Source organism: Cloacibacterium caeni (genome assembly GCF_907163125.1).
Classification (GTDB): domain Bacteria; phylum Bacteroidota; class Bacteroidia; order Flavobacteriales; family Weeksellaceae; genus Cloacibacterium; species Cloacibacterium caeni_B.
This window is the reverse complement of sequence record NZ_OU015319.1, coordinates 739,920-766,752: the sequence shown is the minus strand read 5'-3', so window position 1 is coordinate 766,752 and position 26,833 is coordinate 739,920. Positions and strand designations below refer to the sequence as shown.

General features: G+C 31.9%; 26 protein-coding genes and 1 tRNA gene. 6 read left to right on the top strand and 21 right to left on the bottom strand.

Annotated features, from left to right (window positions below; all coding sequences use genetic code 11):
- Positions 1-462: 462 nt before the first annotated feature.
- Positions 463-1,395 (top strand): hypothetical protein, encoded by a 933-nt coding sequence (locus KKQ79_RS03490; protein ID WP_213189004.1) that lies wholly within the window; start codon positions 463-465, stop codon positions 1,393-1,395.
- Positions 1,396-1,932: 537 nt separating this feature from the next.
- On the opposite strand, the gene KKQ79_RS03485 is transcribed toward KKQ79_RS03490, so the two are convergent.
- The 5 genes from KKQ79_RS03485 to KKQ79_RS03465 all read right to left on the bottom strand — a co-directional run bounded on the left by KKQ79_RS03485 (position 1,933) and on the right by KKQ79_RS03465 (position 6,129).
- The gene (locus tag KKQ79_RS03485) at positions 1,933-2,577 is read right to left on the bottom strand and encodes an SOS response-associated peptidase (RefSeq protein ID WP_213189003.1); all 645 of its coding nucleotides are present in this window, start codon (positions 2,575-2,577) and stop codon (positions 1,933-1,935) included.
- Between the two features lie 138 nt (positions 2,578-2,715).
- The gene (locus KKQ79_RS03480) at positions 2,716-3,024 is read right to left on the bottom strand and encodes a hypothetical protein (protein ID WP_213189002.1); all 309 of its coding nucleotides are present in this window, start codon (positions 3,022-3,024) and stop codon (positions 2,716-2,718) included.
- 480 nt (positions 3,025-3,504) lie between these two features.
- Positions 3,505-4,797 (bottom strand): Y-family DNA polymerase, encoded by a 1,293-nt coding sequence (locus KKQ79_RS03475; RefSeq protein ID WP_250131185.1) that lies wholly within the window; start codon positions 4,795-4,797, stop codon positions 3,505-3,507.
- Positions 4,770-5,237: a LexA family protein gene (locus KKQ79_RS03470; RefSeq protein ID WP_213189001.1), complete on the bottom strand. Its 468-nt coding sequence runs from the start codon at positions 5,235-5,237 to the stop codon at positions 4,770-4,772. Before KKQ79_RS03470 ends, KKQ79_RS03475 begins: the two co-directional genes overlap by 28 nt.
- Positions 5,238-5,895: 658 nt before the next feature.
- Positions 5,896-6,129 (bottom strand): hypothetical protein, encoded by a 234-nt coding sequence (locus KKQ79_RS03465; protein WP_213189000.1) that lies wholly within the window; start codon positions 6,127-6,129, stop codon positions 5,896-5,898.
- 105 nt (positions 6,130-6,234) lie between these two features.
- Between KKQ79_RS03465 and KKQ79_RS03460 the strand changes: the two genes are divergently transcribed.
- Positions 6,235-6,594, top strand: a complete 360-nt coding sequence (locus KKQ79_RS03460; RefSeq protein WP_213188999.1) for a hypothetical protein — start codon at positions 6,235-6,237, stop codon at positions 6,592-6,594.
- A gap of 29 nt (positions 6,595-6,623) precedes the next feature.
- On the opposite strand, the gene KKQ79_RS03455 is transcribed toward KKQ79_RS03460, so the two are convergent.
- From KKQ79_RS03455 to KKQ79_RS03440, 4 genes are all read right to left on the bottom strand, one after another.
- Positions 6,624-6,794, bottom strand: coding sequence for a hypothetical protein (locus KKQ79_RS03455; protein WP_213188998.1), 171 nt, complete (start codon positions 6,792-6,794; stop codon positions 6,624-6,626).
- Positions 6,795-6,803: 9 nt separating this feature from the next.
- Complete coding sequence (locus KKQ79_RS03450; protein ID WP_213188997.1) at positions 6,804-10,502, bottom strand: Eco57I restriction-modification methylase domain-containing protein; 3,699 nt, start codon at positions 10,500-10,502, stop codon at positions 6,804-6,806.
- Positions 10,503-10,512: 10 nt separating this feature from the next.
- The gene (locus tag KKQ79_RS03445) at positions 10,513-13,938 is read right to left on the bottom strand and encodes a helicase-related protein (protein WP_213188996.1); all 3,426 of its coding nucleotides are present in this window, start codon (positions 13,936-13,938) and stop codon (positions 10,513-10,515) included.
- 127 nt (positions 13,939-14,065) lie between these two features.
- The gene (locus KKQ79_RS03440; protein ID WP_213188995.1) at positions 14,066-14,491 is read right to left on the bottom strand and encodes a hypothetical protein; all 426 of its coding nucleotides are present in this window, start codon (positions 14,489-14,491) and stop codon (positions 14,066-14,068) included.
- Positions 14,492-14,503: 12 nt separating this feature from the next.
- On the opposite strand from KKQ79_RS03440, the gene KKQ79_RS03435 reads away from it, so the two are divergent.
- A complete protein-coding gene (locus KKQ79_RS03435) occupies positions 14,504-14,938 on the top strand; it encodes a hypothetical protein (protein ID WP_213188994.1) in 435 nt (144 codons plus the stop codon).
- A 14-nt stretch (positions 14,939-14,952) separates the two neighbouring features.
- A complete protein-coding gene (locus KKQ79_RS03430; RefSeq protein ID WP_213188993.1) occupies positions 14,953-15,804 on the top strand; it encodes an IS3 family transposase in 852 nt (283 codons plus the stop codon).
- A 156-nt stretch (positions 15,805-15,960) separates the two neighbouring features.
- Here the strand turns inward: KKQ79_RS03430 and KKQ79_RS03425 are convergent, their stop codons facing one another.
- The 10 genes from KKQ79_RS03425 to holA form a co-directional block, all read right to left on the bottom strand.
- On the bottom strand, positions 15,961-16,605 hold the full coding sequence (locus KKQ79_RS03425) for an ATP-binding protein (RefSeq protein WP_213188992.1): 645 nt from the start codon (positions 16,603-16,605) through the stop codon (positions 15,961-15,963).
- Positions 16,606-16,616: 11 nt separating this feature from the next.
- A complete protein-coding gene (locus KKQ79_RS03420; RefSeq protein ID WP_213188991.1) occupies positions 16,617-17,519 on the bottom strand; it encodes a transcriptional regulator in 903 nt (300 codons plus the stop codon).
- Positions 17,520-17,657: 138 nt separating this feature from the next.
- Complete coding sequence (locus KKQ79_RS03415) at positions 17,658-17,918, bottom strand: helix-turn-helix domain-containing protein (protein WP_213188990.1); 261 nt, start codon at positions 17,916-17,918, stop codon at positions 17,658-17,660.
- Between the two features lie 82 nt (positions 17,919-18,000).
- A complete protein-coding gene (locus KKQ79_RS03410) occupies positions 18,001-18,813 on the bottom strand; it encodes an RteC domain-containing protein (RefSeq protein WP_250131184.1) in 813 nt (270 codons plus the stop codon).
- 165 nt (positions 18,814-18,978) lie between these two features.
- On the bottom strand, positions 18,979-20,214 hold the full coding sequence (locus KKQ79_RS03405) for a site-specific integrase (RefSeq protein WP_213188988.1): 1,236 nt from the start codon (positions 20,212-20,214) through the stop codon (positions 18,979-18,981).
- Positions 20,215-20,475: 261 nt separating this feature from the next.
- Positions 20,476-20,560 (bottom strand) — tRNA-Ser (locus KKQ79_RS03400).
- Between the two features lie 117 nt (positions 20,561-20,677).
- A complete protein-coding gene (crcB, locus tag KKQ79_RS03395) occupies positions 20,678-21,043 on the bottom strand; it encodes a fluoride efflux transporter CrcB (protein WP_213188987.1) in 366 nt (121 codons plus the stop codon).
- Between the two features lie 4 nt (positions 21,044-21,047).
- Complete coding sequence (trxB, locus tag KKQ79_RS03390) at positions 21,048-21,989, bottom strand: thioredoxin-disulfide reductase (RefSeq protein WP_069796472.1); 942 nt, start codon at positions 21,987-21,989, stop codon at positions 21,048-21,050.
- A gap of 146 nt (positions 21,990-22,135) precedes the next feature.
- Positions 22,136-23,098, bottom strand: a complete 963-nt coding sequence (locus tag KKQ79_RS03385; RefSeq protein ID WP_213188986.1) for a YitT family protein — start codon at positions 23,096-23,098, stop codon at positions 22,136-22,138.
- Between the two features lie 2 nt (positions 23,099-23,100).
- Complete coding sequence (gene holA / locus KKQ79_RS03380) at positions 23,101-24,132, bottom strand: DNA polymerase III subunit delta (protein WP_213188985.1); 1,032 nt, start codon at positions 24,130-24,132, stop codon at positions 23,101-23,103.
- A gap of 4 nt (positions 24,133-24,136) precedes the next feature.
- On the opposite strand from holA, the gene KKQ79_RS03375 reads away from it, so the two are divergent.
- Together KKQ79_RS03375 and KKQ79_RS03370 are read left to right on the top strand one after the other, a co-directional pair.
- Positions 24,137-24,571, top strand: coding sequence for a type I restriction enzyme HsdR N-terminal domain-containing protein (locus tag KKQ79_RS03375; RefSeq protein ID WP_213188984.1), 435 nt, complete (start codon positions 24,137-24,139; stop codon positions 24,569-24,571).
- Positions 24,572-24,583: 12 nt separating this feature from the next.
- Entirely contained in the window at positions 24,584-25,192 is a 609-nt protein-coding gene (locus tag KKQ79_RS03370) for an HAD family hydrolase (protein WP_213188983.1), read from the top strand.
- A 75-nt stretch (positions 25,193-25,267) separates the two neighbouring features.
- Here the strand turns inward: KKQ79_RS03370 and KKQ79_RS03365 are convergent, their stop codons facing one another.
- Together KKQ79_RS03365 and KKQ79_RS03360 are read right to left on the bottom strand one after the other, a co-directional pair.
- On the bottom strand, positions 25,268-25,729 hold the full coding sequence (locus tag KKQ79_RS03365) for an Lrp/AsnC family transcriptional regulator (RefSeq protein WP_069796477.1): 462 nt from the start codon (positions 25,727-25,729) through the stop codon (positions 25,268-25,270).
- A 210-nt stretch (positions 25,730-25,939) separates the two neighbouring features.
- The gene (locus KKQ79_RS03360) at positions 25,940-26,719 is read right to left on the bottom strand and encodes an alpha/beta fold hydrolase (RefSeq protein ID WP_213188982.1); all 780 of its coding nucleotides are present in this window, start codon (positions 26,717-26,719) and stop codon (positions 25,940-25,942) included.
- Positions 26,720-26,833 lie beyond the last annotated feature (114 nt).

Here is a 26,833-nt window from a genome sequence, read left to right as displayed (position 1 = left end):
AGCGGAAACCGAAAAGCTAAAAGAACAAAAAAATCTAATCAATGTAATTCTATGAAAGTTCCTGAGAAGCAACTTTATCAGATACGTAAAATCACTAAATTAAATTTCTCAGAATAAAATTAATTAGAATGATTCACTGACTTTAGACCTCCCCCATCGGATGTTTATTCCGGAAGATCTGAACAAATTTTGGAAAAAGAAGACAAGTAAAATCTGATTTCATCTGAAATTGAAGAATGTAGTATTTTCAACAAAATTACTAAGTTTATAAGCTGAAATTCTCCTTAAGGATTAATTGATAAATGTCTATTTTACATTGAAAACGTAAAAGGAATTTGTACCATTCTCTTATTTTTTATTATTATGAAACATATTATTTCTTTTACTTTTATGTTTATTTTTTTTTCATATCATGCTCAAAATTATGAACTAAAAGACAAAACTCTAATTAAATACTATAAATTGATAAATGAAGCAGAAAAAAAGATAATTAACGACAGCCTTATTGAAGCAGATAAACTATATGTTGAAGCATTTAAAGTTTTCAAATACCCCCATGCTAAAGATTTATTCAATAGTATGAAAGTTGCATTAAAAACAAATAATATGCCCTTGGCTTTTAATAATTATCAAACATTAAAATGTTTAGGTAAAAATTTTGATGAATTTTTTTTTAACGAAAATTTAAAAAAAAATAATTATTCTAAATTATTACCCTGTAAGAATGTAATAGATTATAATTATAAAAAAAAATTAGACTCATTATACAATATAGATCAATACTATAGAAAACTTTCAAAAGGTAATTATGGGATTTATAAAAATGAATTGACACGAACTGATAGTATTACTTCTAATAATTTATATAAAATTATACAAGAAAAAGGTTTTCCAAACGAATATAATATTGGTATAAGTTCTGATAATGAAACATTTTTCCATAATTTTTATTTTATAATCTGGCATCAGTTAGCGAGCAATAATATAAGTAGCCAGAAAGTTAACTTTTCAATCGAAATTAATAAAGCATTAAATTCTGGCAAAATAAGACCAGACATTGCTGGTTTTTTATTGGATTTAAATAATGGAACTAATGATTACTCATTTTTTCCAATTATAATGTTTGTAAAAAATAATGGTAACACCGACTGTTGCTACATTGCCAAAAGTTATTTGCCTGAAAATAGAAATAGTATTGTAAATGATAAAATTCAATTCATTAACAATAAAAGAAAATCATTAGCATTGCCTCTGGTCGAAGATGATGTTAAAAAAAATATTTTTTATTTAGACAATAAAGATTATATTTTTTTTAGTAAAACAATAGAAGGATATAATTTTCAAAGTGAAAATGATGAAGAAATCATAAAAAAAGGACTTATTAAAATTAAATGATCTTAATTATATTCGCTAATAGTGATATTGTAACAGATTAAATATGTAGATGGCTCAAATATCAAAATCCAAATTTTATCAGATTAAATGAGCTCAGAATTAACTACATTGTTTCAGAACTTAAAACGAACGAAATTATCTCGTTTTTTATCAATTTCGGCAGACTTTTCTTGAAAAAGTTGAATTATGACTTCATATTTGTAATACCGAAAGAGATGAGGTAAAAACTAATAACAAGAAAAGCGGAAACCGAAAAGCTAAAAGAACAAAAAAATCTAATCAATGTAATTCTATGAAAGTTCCTGAGAAGCTACTTTATCAGATACTTAAAATCACTCAAATAAAGTTCTCAGAATAGAATTAATTAGAATGAAGCGATGACTTTTGGCCTCCCCCAGCCCCTCCTAAAGGAGGGGTGACAGTTGGGATTAAAAAAGTGATATTTACATTTGAAATTCTTTTCTAATTCAAACAAAAAGAGCCGAATACTTTACATTTTCGGCTCAAATGTTTATTTGATATTTACTTTAATTGAAATTAAAATAATGACTGGCTTTCTAAATTGGTAAGATTTTGAGCTGTGAGTTCTGGATTGTAGTTTGGGTATAGAAAGTCTTCTACTGGGATATCATCTAACCAACGGTATTCGATTTGGTTGTTTAATAGAATTGGCATTCTGTGTTTGGTGTTGTGGATTTCTGCCATCAATGGGTTGGCTTCCGTGGTTCCTATGGTGCAGGTAAGTATTTCTTCATCTGTAGCTGGGTTTACCCAGATGTTGTACAGTCCACCAATAGCAAAGATTTCCTGGTCTTTGATTTTGATGAGGTAGTTGTCTTTTCTTTTTCCTTTGTCGTCCAACCATTTCCATTCGTGGAAAGCATTGACTAAAATAAGGCAACGGTTATTGGTGTAGTTTTTATAGGTTGGCTTCTGGTGTACTTCTTCCATTCTTGCATTGAGGGTTTTCTTAGCGAATTCGCTATCCTTAGCCCAAGTTGGGAGGAAACCCCACTGCGCTGCAACGATATGGTCTGTGTCATGGTCTAAAATCACTGGTAGTTTAGGATTGGCAAAACCGTTGATTTTGTCGTCTCTGGCGTAATCGTCTCCTTTGTATTCTGCTTGGTAGGCTTGTTCTAGTTCTTTAGGGGTGGATTTTATTCTAACGTAGTTGCACATGGTGATTTTGGTTTAATCAAAAGTAGGGATTTTTTGATTATCGGGAATGTGAGATTTTAAGATAGATGTTTTACGACAGATTTTGTCGGTTTAATTAAATGTGGGTTTTGTAAGTTCTTTAAAATCAATCATCTACTTTCAAAATTTCCAATATTGACCAGATGAATAAATTGGTCTTGGGGATTCACCATATGGTTTTTTTGGTGGAACTATAAAATCTTGAAAATTTTCATTATTATCAAGATATAATTTAAAACCGTTTTTGAGAAGTCCTTTTTCTGCGTCCTCAATTGTTTTAAATTCAATTTTGTCAAAAACCATAGATGCATCTTGTATAAAATAAACAATTACTTTATCATCTATCATTTCAATTAATGCCCAATTTTGTTGAAGAAAATCAACTATTTTAACCCAAAATGTTTCACTATTTAATTCTATGTTTTTCATATTATTGTTTAACTTTTTAAAATTTCTACTAAGTCATATTTTAACACTATTAGAAACTATTATATTGATTAAATAAGATATTAGTTTGCAAGTAATTTTATTTGATTGGATGTAATTTTGAGTTTATACATATTTGTTTCTAACAAATTTATACAAAATGAATGAAATGTAATTACGGAAAACCTTAATTTTTTGGATAGGGCTTCGACAAGCTCTGCCACCAGGCTTTGGCAGGTTGACTTCGACAAGCTCAGCCACCGGGGAGGAAAATTATTATGAAGTTTTGGAAGTAGACACCCCGTCATTCCGATTCTCGGAATGCCACCCCTCTAAAAGAGGGGAACTTTAAGTATTGCGTTTTTTGAACAGTTGGGATGCCAGTTCTCTAGAAGAGGGGAACTTTAAGTATCATGAATTAAACACCCCGTCATTCCGATTCTCGGAATGCCAGTTCTCTAGAAGAGGGGAACTGATAGTGTGTTATTTTGCTTTGACATTGATGATTTGGTGGAGGTCTGTGGTGTAGCGTGGGGAGAGGTTCTTTTGGTTCATCTTCCAAGTTCTTTGGACATCCATGGAGCCGAGTTTGACTTTATCTGCTCCTAGTCTTTTGTTCATCACGTCTATTACTTGCATGATTGGGCGGTGTTTGGCGTGGAGGTCTTCATCAAATAATGAGGTCATTCTCTCGGTTTCGGGGACGAATTCTGTGACCATTACCCCTGCTTTTTTGTATTGGAAAAATGGCAGGTAGATTCTCTCCAGTCCTTGTAATGCTGCTTTGGAAATTTCAATCGCTGAATTGGAGGGATTGGTTAAGGTGATGGTGATGGAGTTGCTGTATTGTTTTAAGTCCTGTTTGAAACGGTCGGTCATAATGAAAACGGTCACGTATCTGCAGCAAGATTTTTGAGCTCTTAGTTTCTCGGAGCATTTATAGGCGAAGGTAGAAACTCTTTCTTTCAAGGTTTCTAAATCGTCTGTTCTTTTGTCGAATGTTCTGGTGGTGGCGATTCCTTTCTTGGGTTTTGGAATGGTAAGGTCGTATTGTGGTATTCCTCGTAATTCGCGGTGCATTCTTAGTCCGAGGATTCCCATTTCTTTTTGGACGAAAGCTTCTGGGAGTTGGGTAAAGTCCCAAGCGGTTTTGATGCCTCTTGCCGAAAATCTTTCGAAGTATCTTCTTCCGATGCCCCAAATATCTTCTAGGGGGAACCATTTGATGGCTTTCTCAATTTTTTGAGGGGTGTCTATGCTGTACACGCCGTTTGTTTTTTCTGGAAACTTTTTCGCGATTTTATTGGCCAACTTTGCCAAGGTTTTGGTGGGTGCTAATCCGATACTGGTGGGAAGGTCTAAACCTTTGAGAACTTTTTCTCTAAGCTCGAGACAATGTTTTTGTAGGTCTATATGTTCATAGCCGTGAAAATCTAAGAAGGATTCGTCTATGCTGTACACTTCAATGTCTTTGCAATATCTACGGCAGATATTGACCACACGGTTTGAAATGTCGCCATACAAAACGAAGTTGGCAGAGAAAACATTTAGCCCAGCTTCTTTTTCTAGGTGTTGGATTTGGAAGTATGGTTGACCCATTTTTATTCCCAAGGCTTTGGCTTCATTAGAACGAGCAATGGCGCACCCATCGTTGTTGGATAATACCACAACGGGTTTGTTTCGCAAGTCTGGGCGGAATACCCTTTCGCAACTTGCATAGAAGTTATTGCCATCGATTAAGCCGTACATTATTTTCTTAGTTTGTGTAGGTTCCAAGTTGCCACGCCCCAAAGCTCGAAGTCTGTATCTTCGTTGATGTCCATATCTGAGTAATTGGGGTTCTCGGATTTAAGTTTTATGCTTTCAATTTTTAGGGAGTTTTCTTTGTATTTCGGTTTGTACCTTTTTACATAAAATTCGCCTTGATAGAATACGACTACAATGTCATTTTCTCTTGGGAATAGTCCTTTCTGAACGATAAGAATATCTTCATTGTATACCCCAATCCCAATAAGAGAATCTCCTGTTACCTTTGCAAAGAAAGTGGTTTCTTTGTCTTTGATTAAGAGCTTTAAAAGGTCTATGGTGTCTTCGGGGAAGTCTAAAGCAGGACTTTCAAAACTGCCATAACCACCCGCTTTTACTTTGGCAGGAAGGACTGAGATAGCAATGTTTTCATCGCTTTCGAGTTTGAAAAGTTCTATTTTGGATTTCATTTTTCAAAGGTATAAAATAAAGCAAAATGAATTAGGGGGTGTGGAAAAGTTTTGGTTTATCTATGTCTTTTATGTCCTTTTGACTCCATAAAGTCGTCGAACCACTTCGTTAGGTTTGCCTTGATGCAAAAGAACGAAAAGTTGCCTCAATCATTTTATTATTTTCAAAGGAATCGGCGAACCGCTTCGCTAGGTTTCAAGTCTGGAAATCCTCAGCTAAAAATGAATATTCTTTTCTAAAAACTCTGAAACTCACTCGACAGAATGCCGAGCTTAAACAGCAGACTTTTTTAACGAAAAGTCTATTCATTTTCTTAACGCTTGCGGTTTCCTAGGACAATTAAAATACGTTACTTAAATTTTATTTTGAGTTTTTACACCTCCGTTCCCTATGTCATTAAAGAGTGATGTCTTAAAGAACGAATTATTTAATACTGCAAGCTTAGTCATCGTAGGTGGAAACAATTTTCTTTTCCCCATCCCTAAAGGGAGGAAAATTGTTTACCTCATCGTTAAGATTAGCGAAATGAAGCAAACAAATAACTGGCTATAGGAATACTTGGACTAGAGACGGTTTTTGTGCAGCTGAATGAGATAATGATTTCGGAAAAGCACAAGATGCTAAATTCACATTGTGAGGAAGAGAAATCAAGGATTCCTAGTTGAATTTGTTTTGGATTTTTGCTATTTGTACAAGAATTGAATTTATTGAGTCTTGAATTTCACTTTCAAAAATTTTTTCTATGTCTTGAGGATTTTCCTTATACATTTCTAATAATTCTTGGTCTTTACATTTTCTTTTTATCGATACATTAAATGGTTCTGATATTTCGATAAAAATATCAAAATCTTCCGTAAGACTGGATTCTTGAATTGAAACTTTATATTTCATATTACAAAAGTACAACTAATATTTGTAGAGTTTATTTTATAAAAAAATTTTGGGGAATAAGAATAATTTAAAAATGTAAATTAGTGATATGAAACTTCAACTATTATGAATGATATAAATGCACTTTTTGTAGAGTATTTGGCGAATGAGCCTCGGAATGTATCATCTTACTTGAATGATTGCATGGATTTATTGCATGGATTTGCCCAGGAGAAAGGAATAGAGTTTGATGGTTATTTTCAGGAGCGTTGGGAAGATAGTGCGGATACCATCGTGGACTTTGATGAGGATTATTTTGAGAACAGGGATAGGAAAAATTTGTATGTTTTTCTTTCTGCGCTTTATGATGATGAGGTTTTTGAATATTTGAAAAGTGCTTATGAAATAGCAAAATTGGAAGCTCCTACAAAAGAATTTGTGAAGCTGCAAGTGGATTTATTGATTGCTAAGGGGGTGCGGTTTTGATAGGATTTGCCTATTTACAAGCTCCGAAGTCAGGAGACTTCGGAGAGCAGGGATATTTCACTATTATGTAGCCAGTATTTTTCTTCTTTACCTTTAATAATTACATTGTATAATGCAACAGCTCTATTGGTTACATAGTCCTGAACTTCCAATTTACGGTGCTGCCAAACTTGCTCAGCAATTTCATTTAACTTTGACATAAAACTTAATTATATGCTATACTTATTAAAATCTTCCTTAGTTAAAGACTCATCAATCACACAAGCCTCTTCATAGGATAGGTTATATAGATGATACACCATAACATCAATTTGATGTTCTAGTTCAGAAGTATCTACTCCGATTTTTTTTCCTTCGAGAATTTGATCAACTTTTATTGACATATCAGTATCAACAATTTTATCAATGCTTGGCAAAGGGAAATTTTTAATATCTTCAACCAAAATTTTTGGAAACGATCCTTTGGTTGCTTTTGGTGAAGAGTTGAAATGATAAAAAGTAGTAAGTTTAGAATTTAGAATTGCCATTAGTACTTTAATATTGAATTTATCACTTTTTAATATTACAATATTAGCTGGATCATGATAAAGCTCTTCTTCTGTATAACCGCAGTAAACAGAAGGATTTGTTATTTCTCGAATCAATAATCTTTCTCCTTTAAAGTATTTTGGATCTCTTGGATTTGCAATTTGTGGACAATAATCTAACCATTCCTGTTCGTTCCATTTTATAATATACCTATTAACATCACTGCCCCATAACCATTTTTTTAATTTGCTATCCGCAAACGAATTATAATGAAAAATTCTATTTTTGATCGTATATTCATCTTGCCCTTTATATTTATCATAAGCAATTAAACCCTGACTGATTTCTGGACATAATTCTGCAAGTTTTTTACAATTTTCTTTAATTTTTAAGACCAAGGATAATACTGTTTTTTCAAGTTTAAATATTAAACACCAATTCTGATTATTTTTAATAATATTTTCTTTTGTTACTCTTTCATTTTGATTGTTAACTAATTCCTCAAAATTATTAACGTTTTTAGTTATTTTATACTCTATATAATCATTATTTTTTGAGTTAATAAATATTGTTATAGCATTAAAGACTGTAGCCCCTTCAAAAATTTTAAAGGATGTACAATCTATAATTTTTATATCCCAATTATTAAGCAATTTAATTCTATAATCACTTGCAAAAACATTGAAAAGAAAAGTATTAGGAATTATAAAAGATTTAACACCATTTTCTTTTAATAATTTTTTTGATATTTCTATAAAGTAATAATAAATCTCAAAATCAGGAACTTTTCCTAAATGTTTAAGAACATCTTTTCTATACTTATCCTTGATTGAAACCCCATATGGAGGATTACCGATGACAATATCAAAACCATCTGAAATATCAAACATCCATTCTTTATCAAAGAAAGGAGAGGAAGTATTTTGATCATAAGGATCCCATTGTGCTAAAAGTTGTGCTGTTTCATTTCCTAATTGTTCAGCTAAAGCCAATTGCATTTCCTCTCTTAGCTCTTTATCTTTTGCCCTTAATTCTCTTTTAATGCTTGGGGTTTTAACGCTAAATAATTTATGGCGTACTTTTTTGAGTTCATCTTCCAACTTTTTAACTTCTCTTTTGTCAAATAAACTACCCATTATTTGCTTTGGCAAACCAATTAATGTATTTGCTGCTACAAACTTAGTTTCTAAGTTAGGCAATGGCCTTACTCCAAAATTTTCTTTATTTGGGTCAACCTTTTGATCTACTACTAAAGAAATAAAGAAACGTAATTTAGAAATTTGTGTAGCGATAGGTTGTATATCTACGCCATAAATACAATTTTCTATTAAAAAAAGTTTACGCCCATAATCGAGTTCATTGTTATTAAAAGCAGCTTCAATATCTGCAATTTGTGCTTTTAGTTCTTTTATTGCCTTGTTTTTAGTCTCAGCATCTTCTACATACTCTAGGCGATCAATTGCTTCATTTACGCGGTCTATTTGACGTTGCTTCCATTCGGTATTATTTGGATCTATTTTATGTAAAATGTGCACCATTTTTTGTAAAATACCCATTGGATACGCTCCTGAGCCACAAGCTGGATCAAGGATTTTACAGGTGTCCAAAGCCTTAATAATTTTCTTTTGTACCTCTGGCATATTGTCAAAAGGATTTACATTAGAAAAAGAAACTAATTGATGTAACTTTTTTTCTAATTCTACTTCATTTCCTTTAAATGGACTTTCATCTATTTTAGTTTCTAAAGTTAATTGTCCTTTTTTAGTCTCATTACCAAATAACGCTATTTGATCTTTCCCCAATTCAACAACGCCTGGCTCCTCATTTAATAATTCATTTTTTAAATAAGCAATTAAACTTTCTTCCACCATATAATTTACAATTTCACGTGGTGTATAGAAAGAACCTGTTTGCTTTCGAGCTGTAGTTTTAGTTTCAGGATTGTAAGAAGCCAATAGGTTTTCAAAAACTTTCCCAAGTAATTCTGGGTCTAGTGCAACCTCTTCATCAATTGGAGTATTTTCTGTTATCGTAAATTTATATGATTTTAAAATATTAAATAATCCACGTGTTTTTTCTTTTTTAGATTTAGCATTCCCATATTCCTTACTTAAATCTAACTCTTCGTCGGTATCAAAGAATAAGAAATCTGGAACTATCAAATCATTATCTTCTCTATCTGAAAAACCGTCTACATATATTATTTTATCTCCACCGTGTGAACTTTTTAATGTAGGGTGTGGTTTATCTAAACATTCAAAAAGGCCTCCATTCATAAAAGGAACTTTACCTTCCATTAATTCTATGAAATAATCGGGTTCCTTTAAATAAGATTTGTATCGCATTAATTGCGTGGCATTCATATGCTTACCATCTGTTCTGAATTGGCGTTCACCACGAGGCTGGTTCAAGGTTGCAAAAAAAAGATTCTGCAAAATCGCTCTGTAGTATTTACTGCTGTATTTACCATTAGCGAACATTCCTTTTGGTTTTTCTGGAGTAAATCCATCAATAAAGTGTTTTGCTATTTCTTTTTCATCAAATATTTCTTCTGGAATTAATCCTTTTTCTTTGATAAACCAAATAAATAACAAACGTGTCAATAGCCGAATTACATTTTTCCCTCTGTGTTCTTTCAAAACTTCATCAAACTTCTTATTATCTACCCCAAGTTCTAATTGGTTAGGCTCATTAGGAAATCTAACTTCGTTAATTGCCCAGAAATACCAATTTGATAATTCTTTATAAAAAACTTTATTTAAGATAGAGACACTTAAAACATCTTGCCAATATTTATAAAGTGATTTGAAATCAATTACAGAATTTTTACCACTTCTTTCTATTTCAAGGTTTTTTAAAATTCGTAAATGACCAGAATGAACATTTAAAAGATTAATGTCTCTCAAGAGAATTACTTTACCTACTTTTTCACCTTCTTTAAATCTAACTGCATAAGGTATTCTTTCACTATTGGCAAGAGCTATACAATTCCCATATTTATAAATAACTGTAACAGGCGTTGCTATAAAAGAACGGTTTAAAACCCTTGTAATCTCTGACAGCTGAGATCTTAAAGGATTATGAGTTTTCAATTCAACTGCTAATATCACAAGACCTGAATAATCACCACCTAGTTTTTGTACTTCAGTATATGAATCAAAATTGGTTTTACCTTTAAATGCTGAATCATCAACAATACCCAAAACGTAAATTTTTTCAATAAGTTGATGTGACAGATTCTTTGGGTTGTACTTTTCATGGAGTACATCTTCAGGTTTAAATGCTGAATCTTCAAATGTGTTGATTGGAATATTTAAGTCTTCAAAAAATTTTGTTCCTGCTTCAAAAAGAGTTTTAGTATTAAAATAATCTAAGTTCATTGTTATTAGTTTAATTAATTGTTATCCAAGCGATTAAATCCCAATTCTCTTTGTTGTATTTTTTAGAAATTTTCTCTCCTTTTTTGGCTTCTTTTATTTCTTTATTTTTACCTTTCATGAAGTTATTCAAAAAGGAAATACTTTCTTTCCCTGCTGTAACAATCTCATTACCATTTTTATCTTGTGAAATTTCTTTCTGCTGTGATATAAACCATTTTTCTATTGCGTTTGAATATTTATTTACTTCAGCAGTTTCTCCTACATCTAGTTTTTCACAACCAAAACGCTCCTGCTCTTTTACTTCATTAAGGTATTGCAAAATATCTTTATCATTCAAAAGAATTTCTTCACCATTATTATTAAGGTATACCAGACGCATTGTTTGATAATTTTTCTTTTCGTGTGGCTTCTTTGGTGGTGATCCTAATAATGCAATGAGTCCTTTACCACTATCGACATTCTTTGATTTCGTATGTTTTACACCAGAAAAAATGGCATTTGGAAGGTTTTCATAATACTGCCTTCTTTCATTTAACTCTACGGCTAAATCCTGTCTAAAAGTTTCCAGCGAAAGATCATCAAAACCGAATGACTTTTCAGCATCTAGTTCATCAATACTATTCTGCATTTGTTCGAGCATTCTATCTGTATGTTTGTTATCCAATTCTGGATCTGTGGCAATGTCTGAATAATGTTCTGTAAAATCTTTAATATCTTCGGAACCAATAATTTTCATGGCTGCCATTCTTCTTTCAATTCTCCCCTGAAGATTCAAGTATTCATTGATATTATCTGCTGGCCAGAAATTTACAGTGAAAACCTCATTGTTGGGTGAACCAAGACGGTCCACACGACCAACACGTTGTATAGTTCTAACAGGATTCCAGTGAATGTCATAATTGATTACCATATCACAGTCCTGAAGATTTTGCCCTTCACTTAAAGTGTCTGTAGCTATTAATATATCGATTGGGTTATTTAGTTTTGCTGTAACTTTTGGATCTATTTCTGAAACCCATTTTTTCCAATCTTTATATTTTTTATTGTGACTTTTGGATTCAGAATGAAAATTTTCCCATTTCTTTTCTACAAAGAGTTTGGTATATGGAGCAAAACGTTCTAAAACAGGTTCGAAATGCTTTTGCAACTCTAGATTATCATCTGTTCTAGCACCTGCCCCACTGACCATCGCTATTTTTGTAAACCCACGAGCCATCAACTGATTAAACAGATATTCAGCTGTATCTGTATAGGTTGTAAAAATTAGAATTTTTTGATTTTTAGAATTATTACCAGCTTCTCTTTTCTCATTGATCACTTTAATCAACTCCTGTAATTTAGTGTCTGCACTACTAAGGTTATTCTGTTTTTCAGTTTCTGCTTTTATCGTTTCAGAAAACTCATTCATTCCAAAAATTAGTTTTTCTAGTTTGCGGATGTCTTTATTAAGTGCTTTTTCAAAAACATCCAGATTGCCAGATTTAGCAATGTCATCAATTTTAATTTCTCTTTTACCAAGTGTTAAATCTTCGAAATCTTCGAAATCTTCGAAATCCTCTAAAGAAAAATCATCTGATTCAGTTTTGCTTTTAGAATCTTTGTACCTCAGTACTTTGTTCAATGCATTGTTATGATGGTCTAAAATTTTCTTTGCAGTAGATTCAAAAGAGTACCATGAAGATTCTAACCGTTTTAATAATAATATATATATCATTTTGACAAGGAAAAAATCTCTCTGAATATCATCTTCGAGAACATCTCTATCATAAGTGCCTGCAATTATTTGTTTTGTTCTAATCTCTTTTTCTTTCTTGGTAAGCGTATAATATTTTGGTTGGTAGCCTGATAAAGAAGGAGGAAATAAACTTATCAATTCATCTAATGTATCAATATTTTCCATCACCTTAGGAGTGATATATTTATTTATAGGTTTTTGCTTTATAGGAAATACTAGGCCCTCTTGCTGACCTACAATCATTTTACGAGTTCTAGCAACAATCAAAGCATCAGTTAATCTAAAAAAAGAATCATCAAGGTTTTTCACTAAATCAGAAATTGGACTGCCCATTTTAGATTGCCATTCATTAAAATGTTTTGAGGTATTTATAAATAAATTATAGAGATTCTTAATATCCAATTTTTCATCGTATGCCTCATCATTACCTGCAGTAATCAATTTTATTTGATTTCTTACATCTTTAAATGAATTATTGATAGGCGTAGCAGACAATAGAAGAATTTTAACATCTTCATTTTCTTGAATTATTTTTTCCAGTAAGTAATTAAATCTGCTAGATTTATCATTTCTGAGGTTGTGACTTTCGTCAATAACAAAAAGCTTTGGTTTTTTATTTGTAAAGTTGAAATCTGCTCTTTCTTTTACATACTCATTTTTCGACATTAAAGATTCTACCAAATCTGTATGATATCTTATCGCATATTCAAGACCATCTTTTTCAAAGCGTGAATCTTGCCCTTTTCTGAATTTCAGCCAGTTTTGCTCCAATTTTTTGGGACAAAACATTACGATGTCTCGGCCTTGATTTTGAAAATACTTCATTACCGCCAAAGCTGACCAAGTTTTACCTAAACCTACAGCGTCAGCCAGTATTGCTCCATCATATTTTTCAATTCTCTTTATAAGACTTATCACCCCTTTCTTTTGAAATTCATATAGAGCATTATATATTTCAGAATTTTCTAATCTTCCAATTTTTTTTGCAAAATCTGGATTATCTATATCAATAAATATGTCCTGTGAGAATAATTCGAACAGTATTTTATAATAGATATCTTTAGGTAAATAATCTTGGAACAATTTACTAATTTCATCAATGAGATATTGCTTAAATTTGACTGTCCTTTCTGTTCCTTTATCATCAACAATGATTTTTTCATTAAATGCCTTTTCATGATTCCATAAATTTTCAAACCAGTCCTGAAGATCTTTATACTGGGAACTCCCTCCAAAGTCTGCAACATTAAGTTCAATGTTATGTGATTCTTTAAGACCAATCCCCGCTTCTGTAAGATTAGAACTACCTGTAATATAAAAGTGATTTTTAGGATCATTGTCTTTACTATTAAATAAATACAATTTTGCGTGGCAGAAATTAGGTTCTAAAGTTCTAACAGAAACTTCGTCAAGTTTCAAAAATTCAACAGCATTCAAAGCAATCTTTTTTAGAGATAGTGCCTTTTCTATACTTAAATCAGCATTCAGTAAATCTAATGATTTAACTATACCAGAATCACGCTGTGTTATATCTCCTAAAATAAAACGATAGTTATTTATCTTTTTCTGTGCCAAATTAGAAAAGAAAACAAGTGCACCGATAGTGAAATAACCTGTCACTAATGAGAAGTCACCTTCTGCAATATATTTTTCAATCCAACTATAAACTTTTTTATCAGAAGAATGGTTATCAATTAGCATAAAATATAAAATATGAGTTTATAATGTTTGTATAGTTCTAAAACCGTAAATATACAAAAAAGCTATCTATCTTAAAATAAGGAAAACCTTAAAATTTGGAATAAAAGACGATAAAACGAATTAAATTTTATTTAAAAAAAGTTCTTTTCCCCATAAATTTATTTAAACTTTTGAGTAATAAAATAAATTCGGGAGTATAAGAAGTAGAAGATAATGGATGAAAAGGTGAAGATATTTTATGAGGGATTGGGAATTCATTTGAACCATAATATTCAAAAACAGTCTTATTATCATTGTACAGCAAAATTAAATTCCATTCGATTGAATTTGGAATTTTATACGATACATAATTTTTTTTCCAGTTTTTTAAATCTAATTTATTTAAGTTTTTTATAAGCTCAATCATATCATTTGAATCAAATTTTTCAAATTTAACTATTGTAGATTTACCGGTATTTAGATTATCTAATGAATAACTAAAAATATCATCAATAATCTGTATATGAGATTTTTTTTTGAAAGGATTGTCTAGTCCTGAAATAGCGATACACAAAAAAACATCGTTATGCAAGAACAACAAGAAATGCTTTATTTAAAGCGAACACAGAAAGATTACAGTTTAAGTTTAAAACTTCAAATCGTGAAAGATATCGAAGAAGGAAAACTAGGAATTACCGCTTGCAAGAAAAAGTACGGTATCCAATCACGCTCTACAGTAGTGAGTTGGTTAAGAAAATATGGTAACTTTGATTGGGAAAACCAAACACCAACCAATATGTCTAAAACACCAGAACAACGCATCATGGAGTTAGAAGCTGAAGTAAAACTGCTTCAAAAACAGAAAGCATTTTTAGAAAAACAGGCTTATGTTGCAGATAAAAAGGCCATCATTTTTGATATGATGATAAACCTTGCAGAAAAAGAGTATCAAATTGATATCAGAAAAAACTTACCACCCGAACAATCAATGACTTCCGCAGAGAAGAAAAAGAAACCCTAATTTTTACCTGTGGATTGTTTGGTTGGAATAGACAAGTCTATTATAGAAGTACAAAGCGTAGTAAAGCCTGTAGGAATAAAGCAGAACAAGTGGTGGATTTAGTGGAAGATATCCGAATAAAGATGCCAAAACTTGGCGGAAGGAAACTGTATTTTTTATTAAGCGAACCTTTAAAAGAGCTAAAAATTGGAAGGGATAAATTTTTTAATATTTTACGGGCCAACCATTTATTAATAATACCCAAAAGGAGTTACCACGTTACCACGAACTCCCATCATCGCTTTAGAAAGCATAAAAATTTAGTGTCAGATTATCAAGTTACAAAACCCAACCAAGTTTGGGTAGCAGATATTACCTACATTGGAAATAGAAAAAACCCAAGTTATTTAAGTTTAATAACTGATGCGTATTCCAAGAAAATTGTGGGGCATCATGTTGCCGAAAACTTAACAACAGAAGGAAGTCTATTGGCATTAAATAAAGCGATAAAAAATCAGGAACCTGTTCTAAAATCAATAATTCATCACTCAGACAGAGGATTACAATACTGTAGTGATGAATATCAAAGAATCTTAGAAAAAAACAATATTAAATGTAGCATGACTCAAAACTCTGACCCTTATGAAAATGCGGTGGCAGAGAGAATAAATGGAATTTTAAAACAAGAATTTGATATTGATAAATTTGATGTTGAAACAAAAATCAAAAGAAAAATAGTAGACGAATCAATTAAAATTTATAATGAATTAAGGCCTCATTTTTCTAATCATTATCTTACTCCGAACCAAATGCACAAACAAGAAAAATTAAAAATCAAAACCTATAAAAACAAAAACCAAAGCAAAAACGTTTTTACTTTGGTTTAATTATTTATTTTTGTCCTATAATCTGTATCGGTTTTTTAGGACTAGTCAGATGGTATAAAGTAAATTCTAGTAAATTTATCTTCTTAATTAATTTGCTCATTATTAGTTTTATTTAAGTCGCTAATTTAGAAAAATAAAATTTACATTTTAATACAATCACTTCCTTTTATCGTTGGAGCTTTGGTCATAGCCAAAAAGATTGAACATTTCTCTCATTCGGGAACGGAGCCTATTCCCATAAATGGATTCTATTTCTGCAGCTGATAAATTGGTGGTGAGGTGTGTGATTAGCCCTCTATCTTTGAATAAGTCATATCGAGTGAGGAGGATTTCTGCCATGACATTGCAATCATTTCCGTAGTATTTTGATGAGGTTTCAATGCCTAAATCGTCAAAGCAATAGATTTTTGGTTTTCGGGCATCGTGGGAAAAATTGCCTTTGGAATAATTTTCTAAAACTTGATAGCCAGACTGCATGAACTCTGAAACGATTTGGCGAGTGGAAACAATACCAAATTTGTTTTGAGTAGAACTGGTGAATTTTTGCATGAGCTTAAATAAGGTGGTTTTTCCGCAACCAATAGGACCAGAAAGGAGAATTCCTTTCTGAAGGTCGAAGTCCATTTCTTTGGCTACTAAATCGTCCTGTAGCATCCATGCGAGGACGGCAAAGACTATGGGTTTTTCTTCATCTGGAATGAGATATTTTTTGCCAACAAATTCGGAAGCGAATTTTTTGAACTGTGGAATGATTTTGTAATAATCGTATCGGGTTTCTATCAGTGTGGTAGGGAAAGTCATAGGTTAAGTTTTTAGAGTGGTTCTTTGTAGCTTTTGTTGGTGGTGGCTTGGAGATTTTTAGGGGATGGTATATGATTTGGAGAAATAGAATTAAATCTATTTGATTTTTCTAACCAATTTTCTACAGAAGCTTTCCAGTTTTTCATTTTAGATTTTCCAGCTACTAACCAGCCGTTTGACTCATAATGATTAAAAAATTTCTGAGCTTCAATTAATGGGGCATTTAATTCTTTGAAAAAATTAATCAGCTCTTCAAATGGTGGTGGAATGATATTTTCAACATTCAAATTTTCGGTAGTATCGTTCCATTGTTCTTTTTCTTTTTTGGCGCAACTTTTTTCTTTTTTTAAAAAACTGTTTTCAGGAATTGTATACTGATAAGCTAAATTTTGGTTCAGTGAATTTGAATTATTAAAAAATTGATAATTGATTTTGGGAATGGGTGCTCCCTCTTTATTTTCGTTTGATTCTTTTGTAATGTTTATATTGTTTATAATAGGTACTAAAGCTTGTTTAATACCTACCTTAGAAGTTGTTCTTTTGTTGATTAGAGCTTGTTTATCAACTATTTCAATAACTTGTTCAGATGATGTCTTAGCGTTTTTAGACAGAGGCTTTAAATCCTCGGAAAAATCAAACATGACTATCTGGCTTCCTTTGAATGGATTGTAAGAAGGCTGATAGTCAAAATATCCTAAAGCATGGAGGTTTTTTAGGCATTTGTGATATGTAGCTTTTGAACTTATTTTGCTGATTCTCATTACTTCGTCTCTGGATATGCTTATTGGATTTTTGAAACGGTTAAAATTCCAGAATTGAAACAGAGCAACATAAAGGCTCACATGAGTTGCATTGAGATTTCTATCCTGTGCAACTTTTTCAAAAAAACCGGTAAGGTGTTTAATATAATTCATTCTTAAAAGATGGATTTTGTTGATAGAAAATAGATGGTATTCCCAACCCTAAAGTGTAGAAATTGTTTCCCCCTTATCTAAAGGGAGAAATTTCTACACTAAAAAGCTGAGGGAGGAAGTAGGATTTTAGTTTAGAATTTAATTATTGGACTGCAGCAATTTTTCAATATCATCATAACTGTAGTAAAGGGTACCCCCGATTTTTGAGAAACGGAGGGTGCCATTAATACGCAACGTTTGCAAGGTACCTGAAGAAATTTTGAGAATCGTTTTTACTTCTGAAGAACGAAGCCATTGCTTATGTTCTTTATTTTTCGGTTGAAGTAATTTTGTAATCTCTACAAGTAAATCTGCTTTAAAATCCTGTAGGTCTTCTTTTGTTAAAATGTTAACTGCCATAATTATAAAATTTAATTAAGGCAAATTTGTAAGATTTGATGATAATTCATTCACAACGGAGACTGCGTTGGGTATAAAAAAATTAATAAAATTCATCAGAATCATCCATTCTTCTGATTAGATTGCTCTTTAAAGAATTTAAAAACCTTGTTCTATCTTCTCTTCTAGTTCTGATTTCTAAGAAGTTACGTCTGTACTGACCTAAATCTATTCCAAATAATTCTTCGAAAGTTTCGGCAATATCTTTCAAGCTAGCAGTCCCATTATTGAAAACACCTTCCGTTTGAAGGGCATAAATTAGTTCTGTGAGTGCTATTTTTGAACCTGTCCAAGTAAGTTTTGAGTTGAGGTTGCGTTGGGTATGTTTGAGCTTTAAGTTTTCTTGCTGAATGATCTTATTCTCTAAGTATATTGAGAGCAAATCATTAGCAATGAGTTTGGCTAATTTCAAATCATGGGAAGTAGAAAATGTTTTATCTATGGAAACATAACAGGTTTCCAGATTCAATTTAAAATCATGATTATTTCTAGTGAAATATTTTTCATCAAGATAATTTGAATTGGTACGATAGTACTTGTAGAATTCTAAATTATCTTCAAAAAAATATTTAATTTTCTTCTGTTCTTTCTGGTAGTAATTAATAACTATCTGATTACTGCCAATAGGCTTATTGGTTTCAATTCTAAGAATATTGTTATTGTAAATTAACTTAGAAGTGAATTTTGGTTTTATTTCCTTAAAGAATTTTATTTCCTCAATACAAGTTTTAAAGTTGTAATTAGAAACAACATTCTTTAATTTTTCAATTGATAAGTAAATAAGTTCAATGTTTTTTTCTGTTTTAATAATTTCATCTTCAAATTCCGATTCTAAGAACTGAATTTGTCTATTCAATTCCGTTAGTAGTTTAATTGATTTCGATTCCAAGTTATTTAGTTTATAAAAAAAAAAGCGTATTTCAAAAATACGCTCCTAAAATATTTATTTCTTGAAAATTTTAGAACATAAAAATTATGCAACAAATAAATTACAACTATTTTACATAACACACTTATGATGTTATGATATTTTAGAAATTTCCAAATCTTTTAATCTGTCTTTTAAAACCTGCATATCTGTGGAAATTTTTTGATCTAAAATTTTAGCATAATGCTGTGTAGTCTTTATATTCGTGTGACCAAGCATCTTACTTACACTCTCTATCGGAACACCATTTGAGAGAGTGACAGTAGTAGCAAAAGTATGTCTAGCAATATGGAAAGTAAGCTCTTTATTAATCTCGCAAACATCTGCAATTTCTTTGAGGTAAGCATTCATTTTTTGATTGCTTAGAATAGGGAGTAAGATATTAGAATTAATACATTGAGGATGATCTTTGTATTTTTCAAGAATACCCTCAGCCGTTGGAAGAATAGGAATTCTTGAAGGAGTGTCAGTTTTTTGTCTATGGGTAAAAATCCACTTATTGCCATCAATGCCAATATTTAGATTTTCTTTGGTCAATTTTTTCACATCCACATAAGCCAGCCCAGTGAAGCAGCTGAAAATAAAAATGTCTCTTACCAATTCTAGTCTTTCTGAAACAAAACTTTTATTTAGTAGAGTTTGGATTTCAGTATGGGTTAAAAAAACTCTTTCGACAACTTTAACTTTAGACTTATAATTGATAAATGGGTCTTTATCTAACCACCCATTTGCCATACAAATTCTGATAATTTTTTTGAAATTTTTAATATATTTAACTGCAGTATTATTTGCGCATTTTCTTACACTTCTTAACCAAAATTCGTAATCGGTAATAAAAGCATGGTCAATATCAACAATGTCAATATCCCCTTTTTGGAACTTCCACATAAGAAAATCTTGGGTATGTTTTAATGATGTATTATATCTCTCTAGAGTTCCTGGAGAATAATCCGTACCAACGAGCACTTTAATTTTTTCATTATGATCTCTAAATATGGGAATTAACATTCTATTTGTGGTGTTTACTCCCAATATTTCTTCTCTTAGACTGTCTGCACTAATTGGTACATTTTTTATAATTAATTTATTCTCAGCTTCTAAAATTTGAAATTTGAGTAGTTCAAGATGTTTATTAATAAGTCTAGCTTCTTCATTGTTGCCTTTAATTTTAGAAGCTTCTGCTGACCATTTATCTGGAGCAACAAATTTATTAGAACTAAATTCAAATCTTTTGGAATTAACCGTTACTCTAACATAGATTGGACAAATGCCATCCTTATTAACTTTTGCTCTCTTAATGTAGAAAAGAACAGATACTGTAGAATTCATAATGTGGTGATTTTATTTGTTAAACAATTTAATTTTAAATTCCTATAAAATCAAGATGTACAAAAATTGAAACACTCTCTAAACTGTCTTTTAAATGGAGTTTCTAAATTTCGAGGAGTCACTTGGTAGACTAAAATAAGTGACACCTTTTAAGACACCTAAATTTTAAGAATTATTGAAAAAATTGAATACCACAGAAAATAAAAAACCCACTAAACATTGAAGTTTAGTGGGTTTTGTTTGATTTTGTTTTTCAACTTGCGGAGAAAGAGGGATTCGAACCCCCGGACCTGTTACAGTCAACAGTTTTCAAGACTGCCGCAATCGACCACTCTGCCATTTCTCCAGAAACGATTATCTCGTTTTCAGTGGTGCAAATATAGAACCTTTTTAAATTCTGACAAAATTATTTTTTTACATTTTTTTACATTTTTTATAACGCATTAATTTTCAACATCAAAAATTAATTATTTGCTGCCTGAAAACCCAATATTACTGCTATAATCCCTAAGATTATGCTCAATAAAACATAAGAAATAAGCACGATATAATTTTGATTTTGTAATAAAGAATAGTTTTCTGCCGCGAAAGTAGAAAACGTGGTAAAACCACCACAAAAACCTGTAATCAATAGAAATTTAAGGGAATTGTCTACTTTAATAAAATAAGACGAAAAAAGTCCTATTAAAAAGCATCCGATGAGGTTTACCAAGAATGTTCCGAGAGGAAAACTCCCAATAGAAAGGAATTTGGAAGTGTAAAACGATACCAAATACCGCATTACACTCCCTAATCCGCCTCCTAAAAATATGTAAACTAAGGTTTTCAATGATTTATTCTAATTCTGATAAATAACGTTCAGCATCTATTGCTGCCATACAACCAGAACCTGCTGCTGTAATCGCTTGTCTGTAGATGTGGTCTTGTACATCTCCTGCTGCGAAAACACCCGGTAAATTGGTTTTAGAAGATTTTCCTTCGGTGATGATATAACCGTTTTCGTCTAAGGTAATTTGACCTGCAAAAACATCAGTATTCGGTTTGTGACCAATCGCGATGAAAATACCATGAACATCAATCTTAGAAGTTTCTTGCGTTTGGTTATTGATGACCACTGCTCTTTCTACTAAGCTATTTTCGCCTTCGATAGCAATTAATTCATGATTGAATTTCACTTCGATATTTGGTGTATTGTTTACCTTATGAATCATTGCTTTAGAAGCTCTGAAATGGTCCTTTCTCACCAACATGGTCACTTTGTTACACAATTTAGAAAGATAAGTAGCCTCTTCTGCTGCAGTATCTCCTGCTCCAACTACGATTACGTCTTTGCCTCTGTAGAAAAATCCGTCACAAGTAGCACAAGCAGAAACTCCACCTCCAGAATATTTTTTCTCGTCTTCTAGACCTAAATATTTTGCAGTAGCTCCTGTAGAAATAATCACTGTTTTTGCCAGAATTTCTTTTTCGCCTGCCCAAAGTTTATGAACACCCCCTACTTCTTTAGAAAATTCTACTTTCGTAATCATTTCATAGTGTACTTTGGTTTCGAATCTTTCGGCTTGTTTTTGCAAATCCATCATCATTTCAGGACCTGTAATTCCGTTTGGATAACCTGGGAAGTTTTCTACTTCGGTGGTAGTCGTCAACTGACCTCCTGGCTCTAAACCAGTGTATAATTCAGGTTTTAAATCTGCTCTGGCTGCATATATAGCAGCAGTATAACCAGATGGTCCAGAACCTACAATCACGCAATCTAATATATTATTTTCCATAGAATATAAGGGTTGTTATTTTTTGAGTTGCAAATTTCGTGAATTTCATTGTTTTGATAATGATTCTCCGATGAATTTTTTCAATGAAAGCAATTTTTGATTTGACTTTACAATTTTGAAAATTTTTATATGATGAAAAGTTGAAATTAATGTTTCAATGGTCTTTTCTTAATCATTCCACCTTTGGTATCTTTTACCGTGTGCATCACCACGAAAGCAGTTGGCGCAATTTTCTCTAATTCCGTGGTCAGTTTGCTCACTTCTAAACGGGTAATCACGGTAAAAATAATGTCGCTATCTTCTTTCATTCCTCGTTTTCCGAAGCCTTTTTTACCATTATAAACGGTAACTCCTCTTCCTAGTTTATTGTAAATCATTTCTTTAATCTCATCACATTTTGAAGAAACAATGGTTACTCCGATGTATTCTTCAATTCCTTCTACAATAAAATCGAGTGTTTTAGAAGCCGATAAATACGTAATCATGGAATACAACGCGATTTCTACGCCTAAAAAGTACGCTGCAGCAGAGAAAATCATCACATTGATAATGATGATAACGTCTCCAATAGTCGTCCCTAATTTTTTACTTAAATATAATGCTAAAACTTCAGTTCCGTCAATTACAGCACCTCCTCTAATAGACAAACCGATTCCTGCTCCTAAAAAGAAACCACCAAATACTGCCACTAGAATATTATCATTGGTTACATTCGGGAAGTCTACATTCGCTAAAACCAAAGCCAATCCACCAATTGCGAGCGCCGTTTTTACCGCAAAATTGATTCCCACCGTTTTGTGCCCCATAATAATGAAAGGCAAGTTGATGAGCGGAATTAAGTAATAAATCGGAATTTCTGTCAACGCAGAAACCAACAACGAAATCCCAGTTGCGCCACCATCTATAAATTTATTGGTCAAAAGAAATCCTTTGAAACCGAAACCTGCTGAGAATACACCGATGGTAATGAGTAAAATATTTTTGACTTCGTTTCTTAGGGAAACCAAAATATTATTTTTGGTTTTAATGACTCTATATCGACTGGCATCTGCTTCGCCTTGTAAACGAAGAATGAGTAAAATGATTTGTTTCCAGATATTTTTAATCATTTTTAGCTTTTGATTTTATCAATGTTTACAATTTTGTAGACCATTTCTTTTAAAAGTTCGCCATCTTCCATATTTACCGCTCCTAGACCTTTTGATTTTAAATCAATTTCTCTCAAAACCGAGATAACTCTGGTCGAATATTTCAACGGATAATTTCTGGCCGCTTCTGCATAATCTTTCACAAAATAAGGATTCACACCCAATGCCGAAGCAATAAGACTTTGGCCTTGATTCGCTACGGTATGATACATCACTACATTGCTGAAAAAATTATAGAGATTTCCTATGGTCATGACAATAGGATTGGTTTTGGGATTTTTTCCCATATAATACGCAATTTTGAAGGCTTGATTGCTGTCTTTTTTTCCGAGTGCTTTTTGCAATTCAAAAACATTAAATTCCTTAGAAATTCCAATGTGCGTTTCTACCAATTTACCATCTAAAACTTCTCCTTCTTTCAGCACCAATTTCATTTTATTGAGCTCATTGGAAATTCTGGAAAGGTCATTCCCTAAGTAATCTGCCAATAGTTGAGCAATTCCTGGCGCTAGTTTTATTTGAAGGTTTTTAGATTCGTCTTCTATCCATTTCGCCAAGTTATAATCTTTTACAGGTTCGCTGTGAAAGAGCATATTTGCTTTGTCCAGAACTTTGAACACTTTTTTTCGGCTGTCTACTTTTTTATGCTTGTGTGCAAAAACCAGAATGGTAGATTCCACAGGATTTGTGGCGTAGTTTTCTAGAATTCTAGATTCGTCTTCATTTAATTTTAAGTCTTGTGCTTCTTTTACGATGATGAGTTGCTTGTCTCCCATCATAGGATACTGTCTAGAAAGTGCCAAAATATCATTATAATTGGTATCTTTGCCATAGACTACGGTTTGGTTAAAAGCTTTTTCGTCTTCTGTAAGCACATCATTTTCTAATGCTTTTACAGCTGCGTCTATAAAAAAAGCTTCTTCGCCATGGAAAAAGTAGATGGGTAAAAATTCCCTATTTTTAATATGTTTGAAAATCTGTTCTAATTCTTTCATCTGAATGCAGCTGCCGAAATTAAATTTTAAAGAAGATTTTGTTTTTGATATCAAGCGAGACAAAGATACGTTTTTTATTTATGATATGGTAAGGAAATCTTGGTTGGTTCTCACTCCTGAAGAGTGGGTAAGACAGCATTTCGTACACTATTTCACTCAAGTAAAAAAGTATGCGAAATCTGCATTAATCCTAGAAAAAAAACTAGAATTAAACGGAACCATCAAGAGAATAGACCTCTTGATTACCGAAAAAACATCTCCTAAAATTTTGGTAGAACTCAAAGCACCGCACATTACCCTTACAGAACAAACTTTTGAACAAATTGCAAGATACAATTCGGTGATTGGTGCTGAAAAAATTATTTTGAGCAATGGTTTACAACATATTGCTGCGAGATTTGAAAACGGAAACTATCATTTTGAAAATGTAGAATTTTAAAATAACAAAAATATGAATATCAAAAATATCATCTTTGATTTTGGCGGAGTGGTTATGGACTGGGACCCGCGTTATTTTTTCAGAGATTATTTCAATGACGACGAAAAAATGGAATATTTCTTGGGAAATATCGCTACCAATGAATGGAATGCGGAACAAGACCGAGGCAGAAGCGTAGCCGAAGCCAATGCTTTGCTGATTGCACAACATCCAGAATGGGAAAAAGAGATATTGGCGTATTATGAAAACTGGCACATCATGTTGCGTTCAGACATACCAGAAAACGTAAGTGTTTTACAAAAATTAAAAGGAAAATATGAACTTTTCGGGCTCACGAATTGGTCGGCAGAGTTTTTTCCTTACGCTTTAGCGAATTATGAATTTTTCAATGTTTTTGAAGGGAAAATTGTAGTTTCTGGTGAAGAAAAACTCATCAAACCGAATCCTAAAATTTGGGAAGTTCTCCTCGACCGTTATCAAATAAAAGCCGAAGAATCTGTTTTTATCGATGATAATTTCCACAACATCGAAACGGCAAAAAGTTTAGATTTCATTACAGTTCATGTGAATGAAAACATGAATTTAGAAACCGAACTTAAAAATTTAGGTTTAGATTTTTAAATTCATCAAAAACATATTCCATCAAAAAAGTCACATCGTGATGATGTGACTTTCTATCTTTTATTTTTAAAAATTTTACAAGAAAATTTTAGTTTCTTCTTTTACCGTACACAGTACGATGCTGCTGTGATAATCTCCGATGTGTGGATAATTGGTAAATGTTTTTTCTACAAAATCATTGTATTCTTTGATGTTTTTGGTCACAATTTTAATCATATAATCATACACTCCAGAAACACTCACTACTTCTACTATTTCAGGACATTTGTTGAGTTTTTCTTCAAAATCCCTTAAGATTTCGACTGATTTATTTTTGATGGTTACGTTGCAATACGCCACCAGTTCATACCCTACTTTTTCTCTATCTACGATGGCTACATATTTCTTGATGATTCCATTGTTTTTGAGAGACTTTACTCTTTCGTAAGTGGGTGTGAAAGATAAACCAATTCTTTCTGCCAAATCTTTGATGGCAATCGTGTTATCTTCTTGCAGAATATTGAGAATTTTGTAATCTAACTTATCGAGTGACTTCATAAATTTTATCTAAAAACGAAGTCAAAAATAAGAATTATTTTTAAAATATCCTGTATTTTGGAAGTTTGACCATAAAAAAAATCTATAAAAGGTATTTTGTAGATTGATATTTTTTAACGCAAAGGCGCTATTTTATTCTTTTATTATTCTCATATTTTTAAGGCGCTATGTTTTAACAAAGTTAAAACAAGTGATGTCTGATGGATGAAATTAAGATCTTTTGAGTGATTCTAAAAATCGAATCACTTTGCTGTTGAAAACATGTGGAGCATCTACATTGACTACATGACCGCAGTTTTCTATCACCAATAAACTCGATGATTTTTCGTGGTTTTTTACCACTTCTTTTACCGAAGGCAAAAACATATAATCCTCTTCTCCCATCACATAAAAAGTGGGAATATTGAGCTCCTTTTGTCTGAACCAACGCAGAACTGGGTTAATTTCTGTGGTCAATTTAAACCACTTGATAAATTCTTTCTGGTATAATTTCTTTGCTTCGTTGATGAAGAGATTTCGAGAAGATTTATGATTTTTCTTGGGCATGATAATGAAGGCAAAAAGACGGTACAAAACCAAATATGGTAAAATGTATTTAAAAATATTGCCAATTTTCATTAAAATCTGTGAACGGAAATTCATTTTCAGAATGGCTCCTCCCATTACCATAGATTTTACTCTTTCTGGACGCATTTCTGCCAACTGACGAATCACAATAGACCCTAGAGAAATCCCCACAAAATGAGAACTTTTGATTTTAAGATGGTCTATGACTTCTAAAATATCGTGCGCAATAGATTGAAAGGTGTATTTCTTAGCTTTTAATTTATTAGAATTGCCGTGACCTCGTAAATCGAGCAATAAGACATTAAATTTCTTCTGAAATTCGCGAATTTGTTTGAACCAAATAGAGGAACTTCCTCCCGCTCCATGAACAAAGGTCACCCATTCTGCACTTTCAGAATTTTGATAAATGGTATATGAAATCAAATTTTTAACTTTTTTACAAAAATATAATATTATGCAATCAATAGAATTAATTTTTTGTGAATTTTTATCGCTTTTATCAATAAAAAATCCTTCTCAAAATTATTTTCCCCTTCC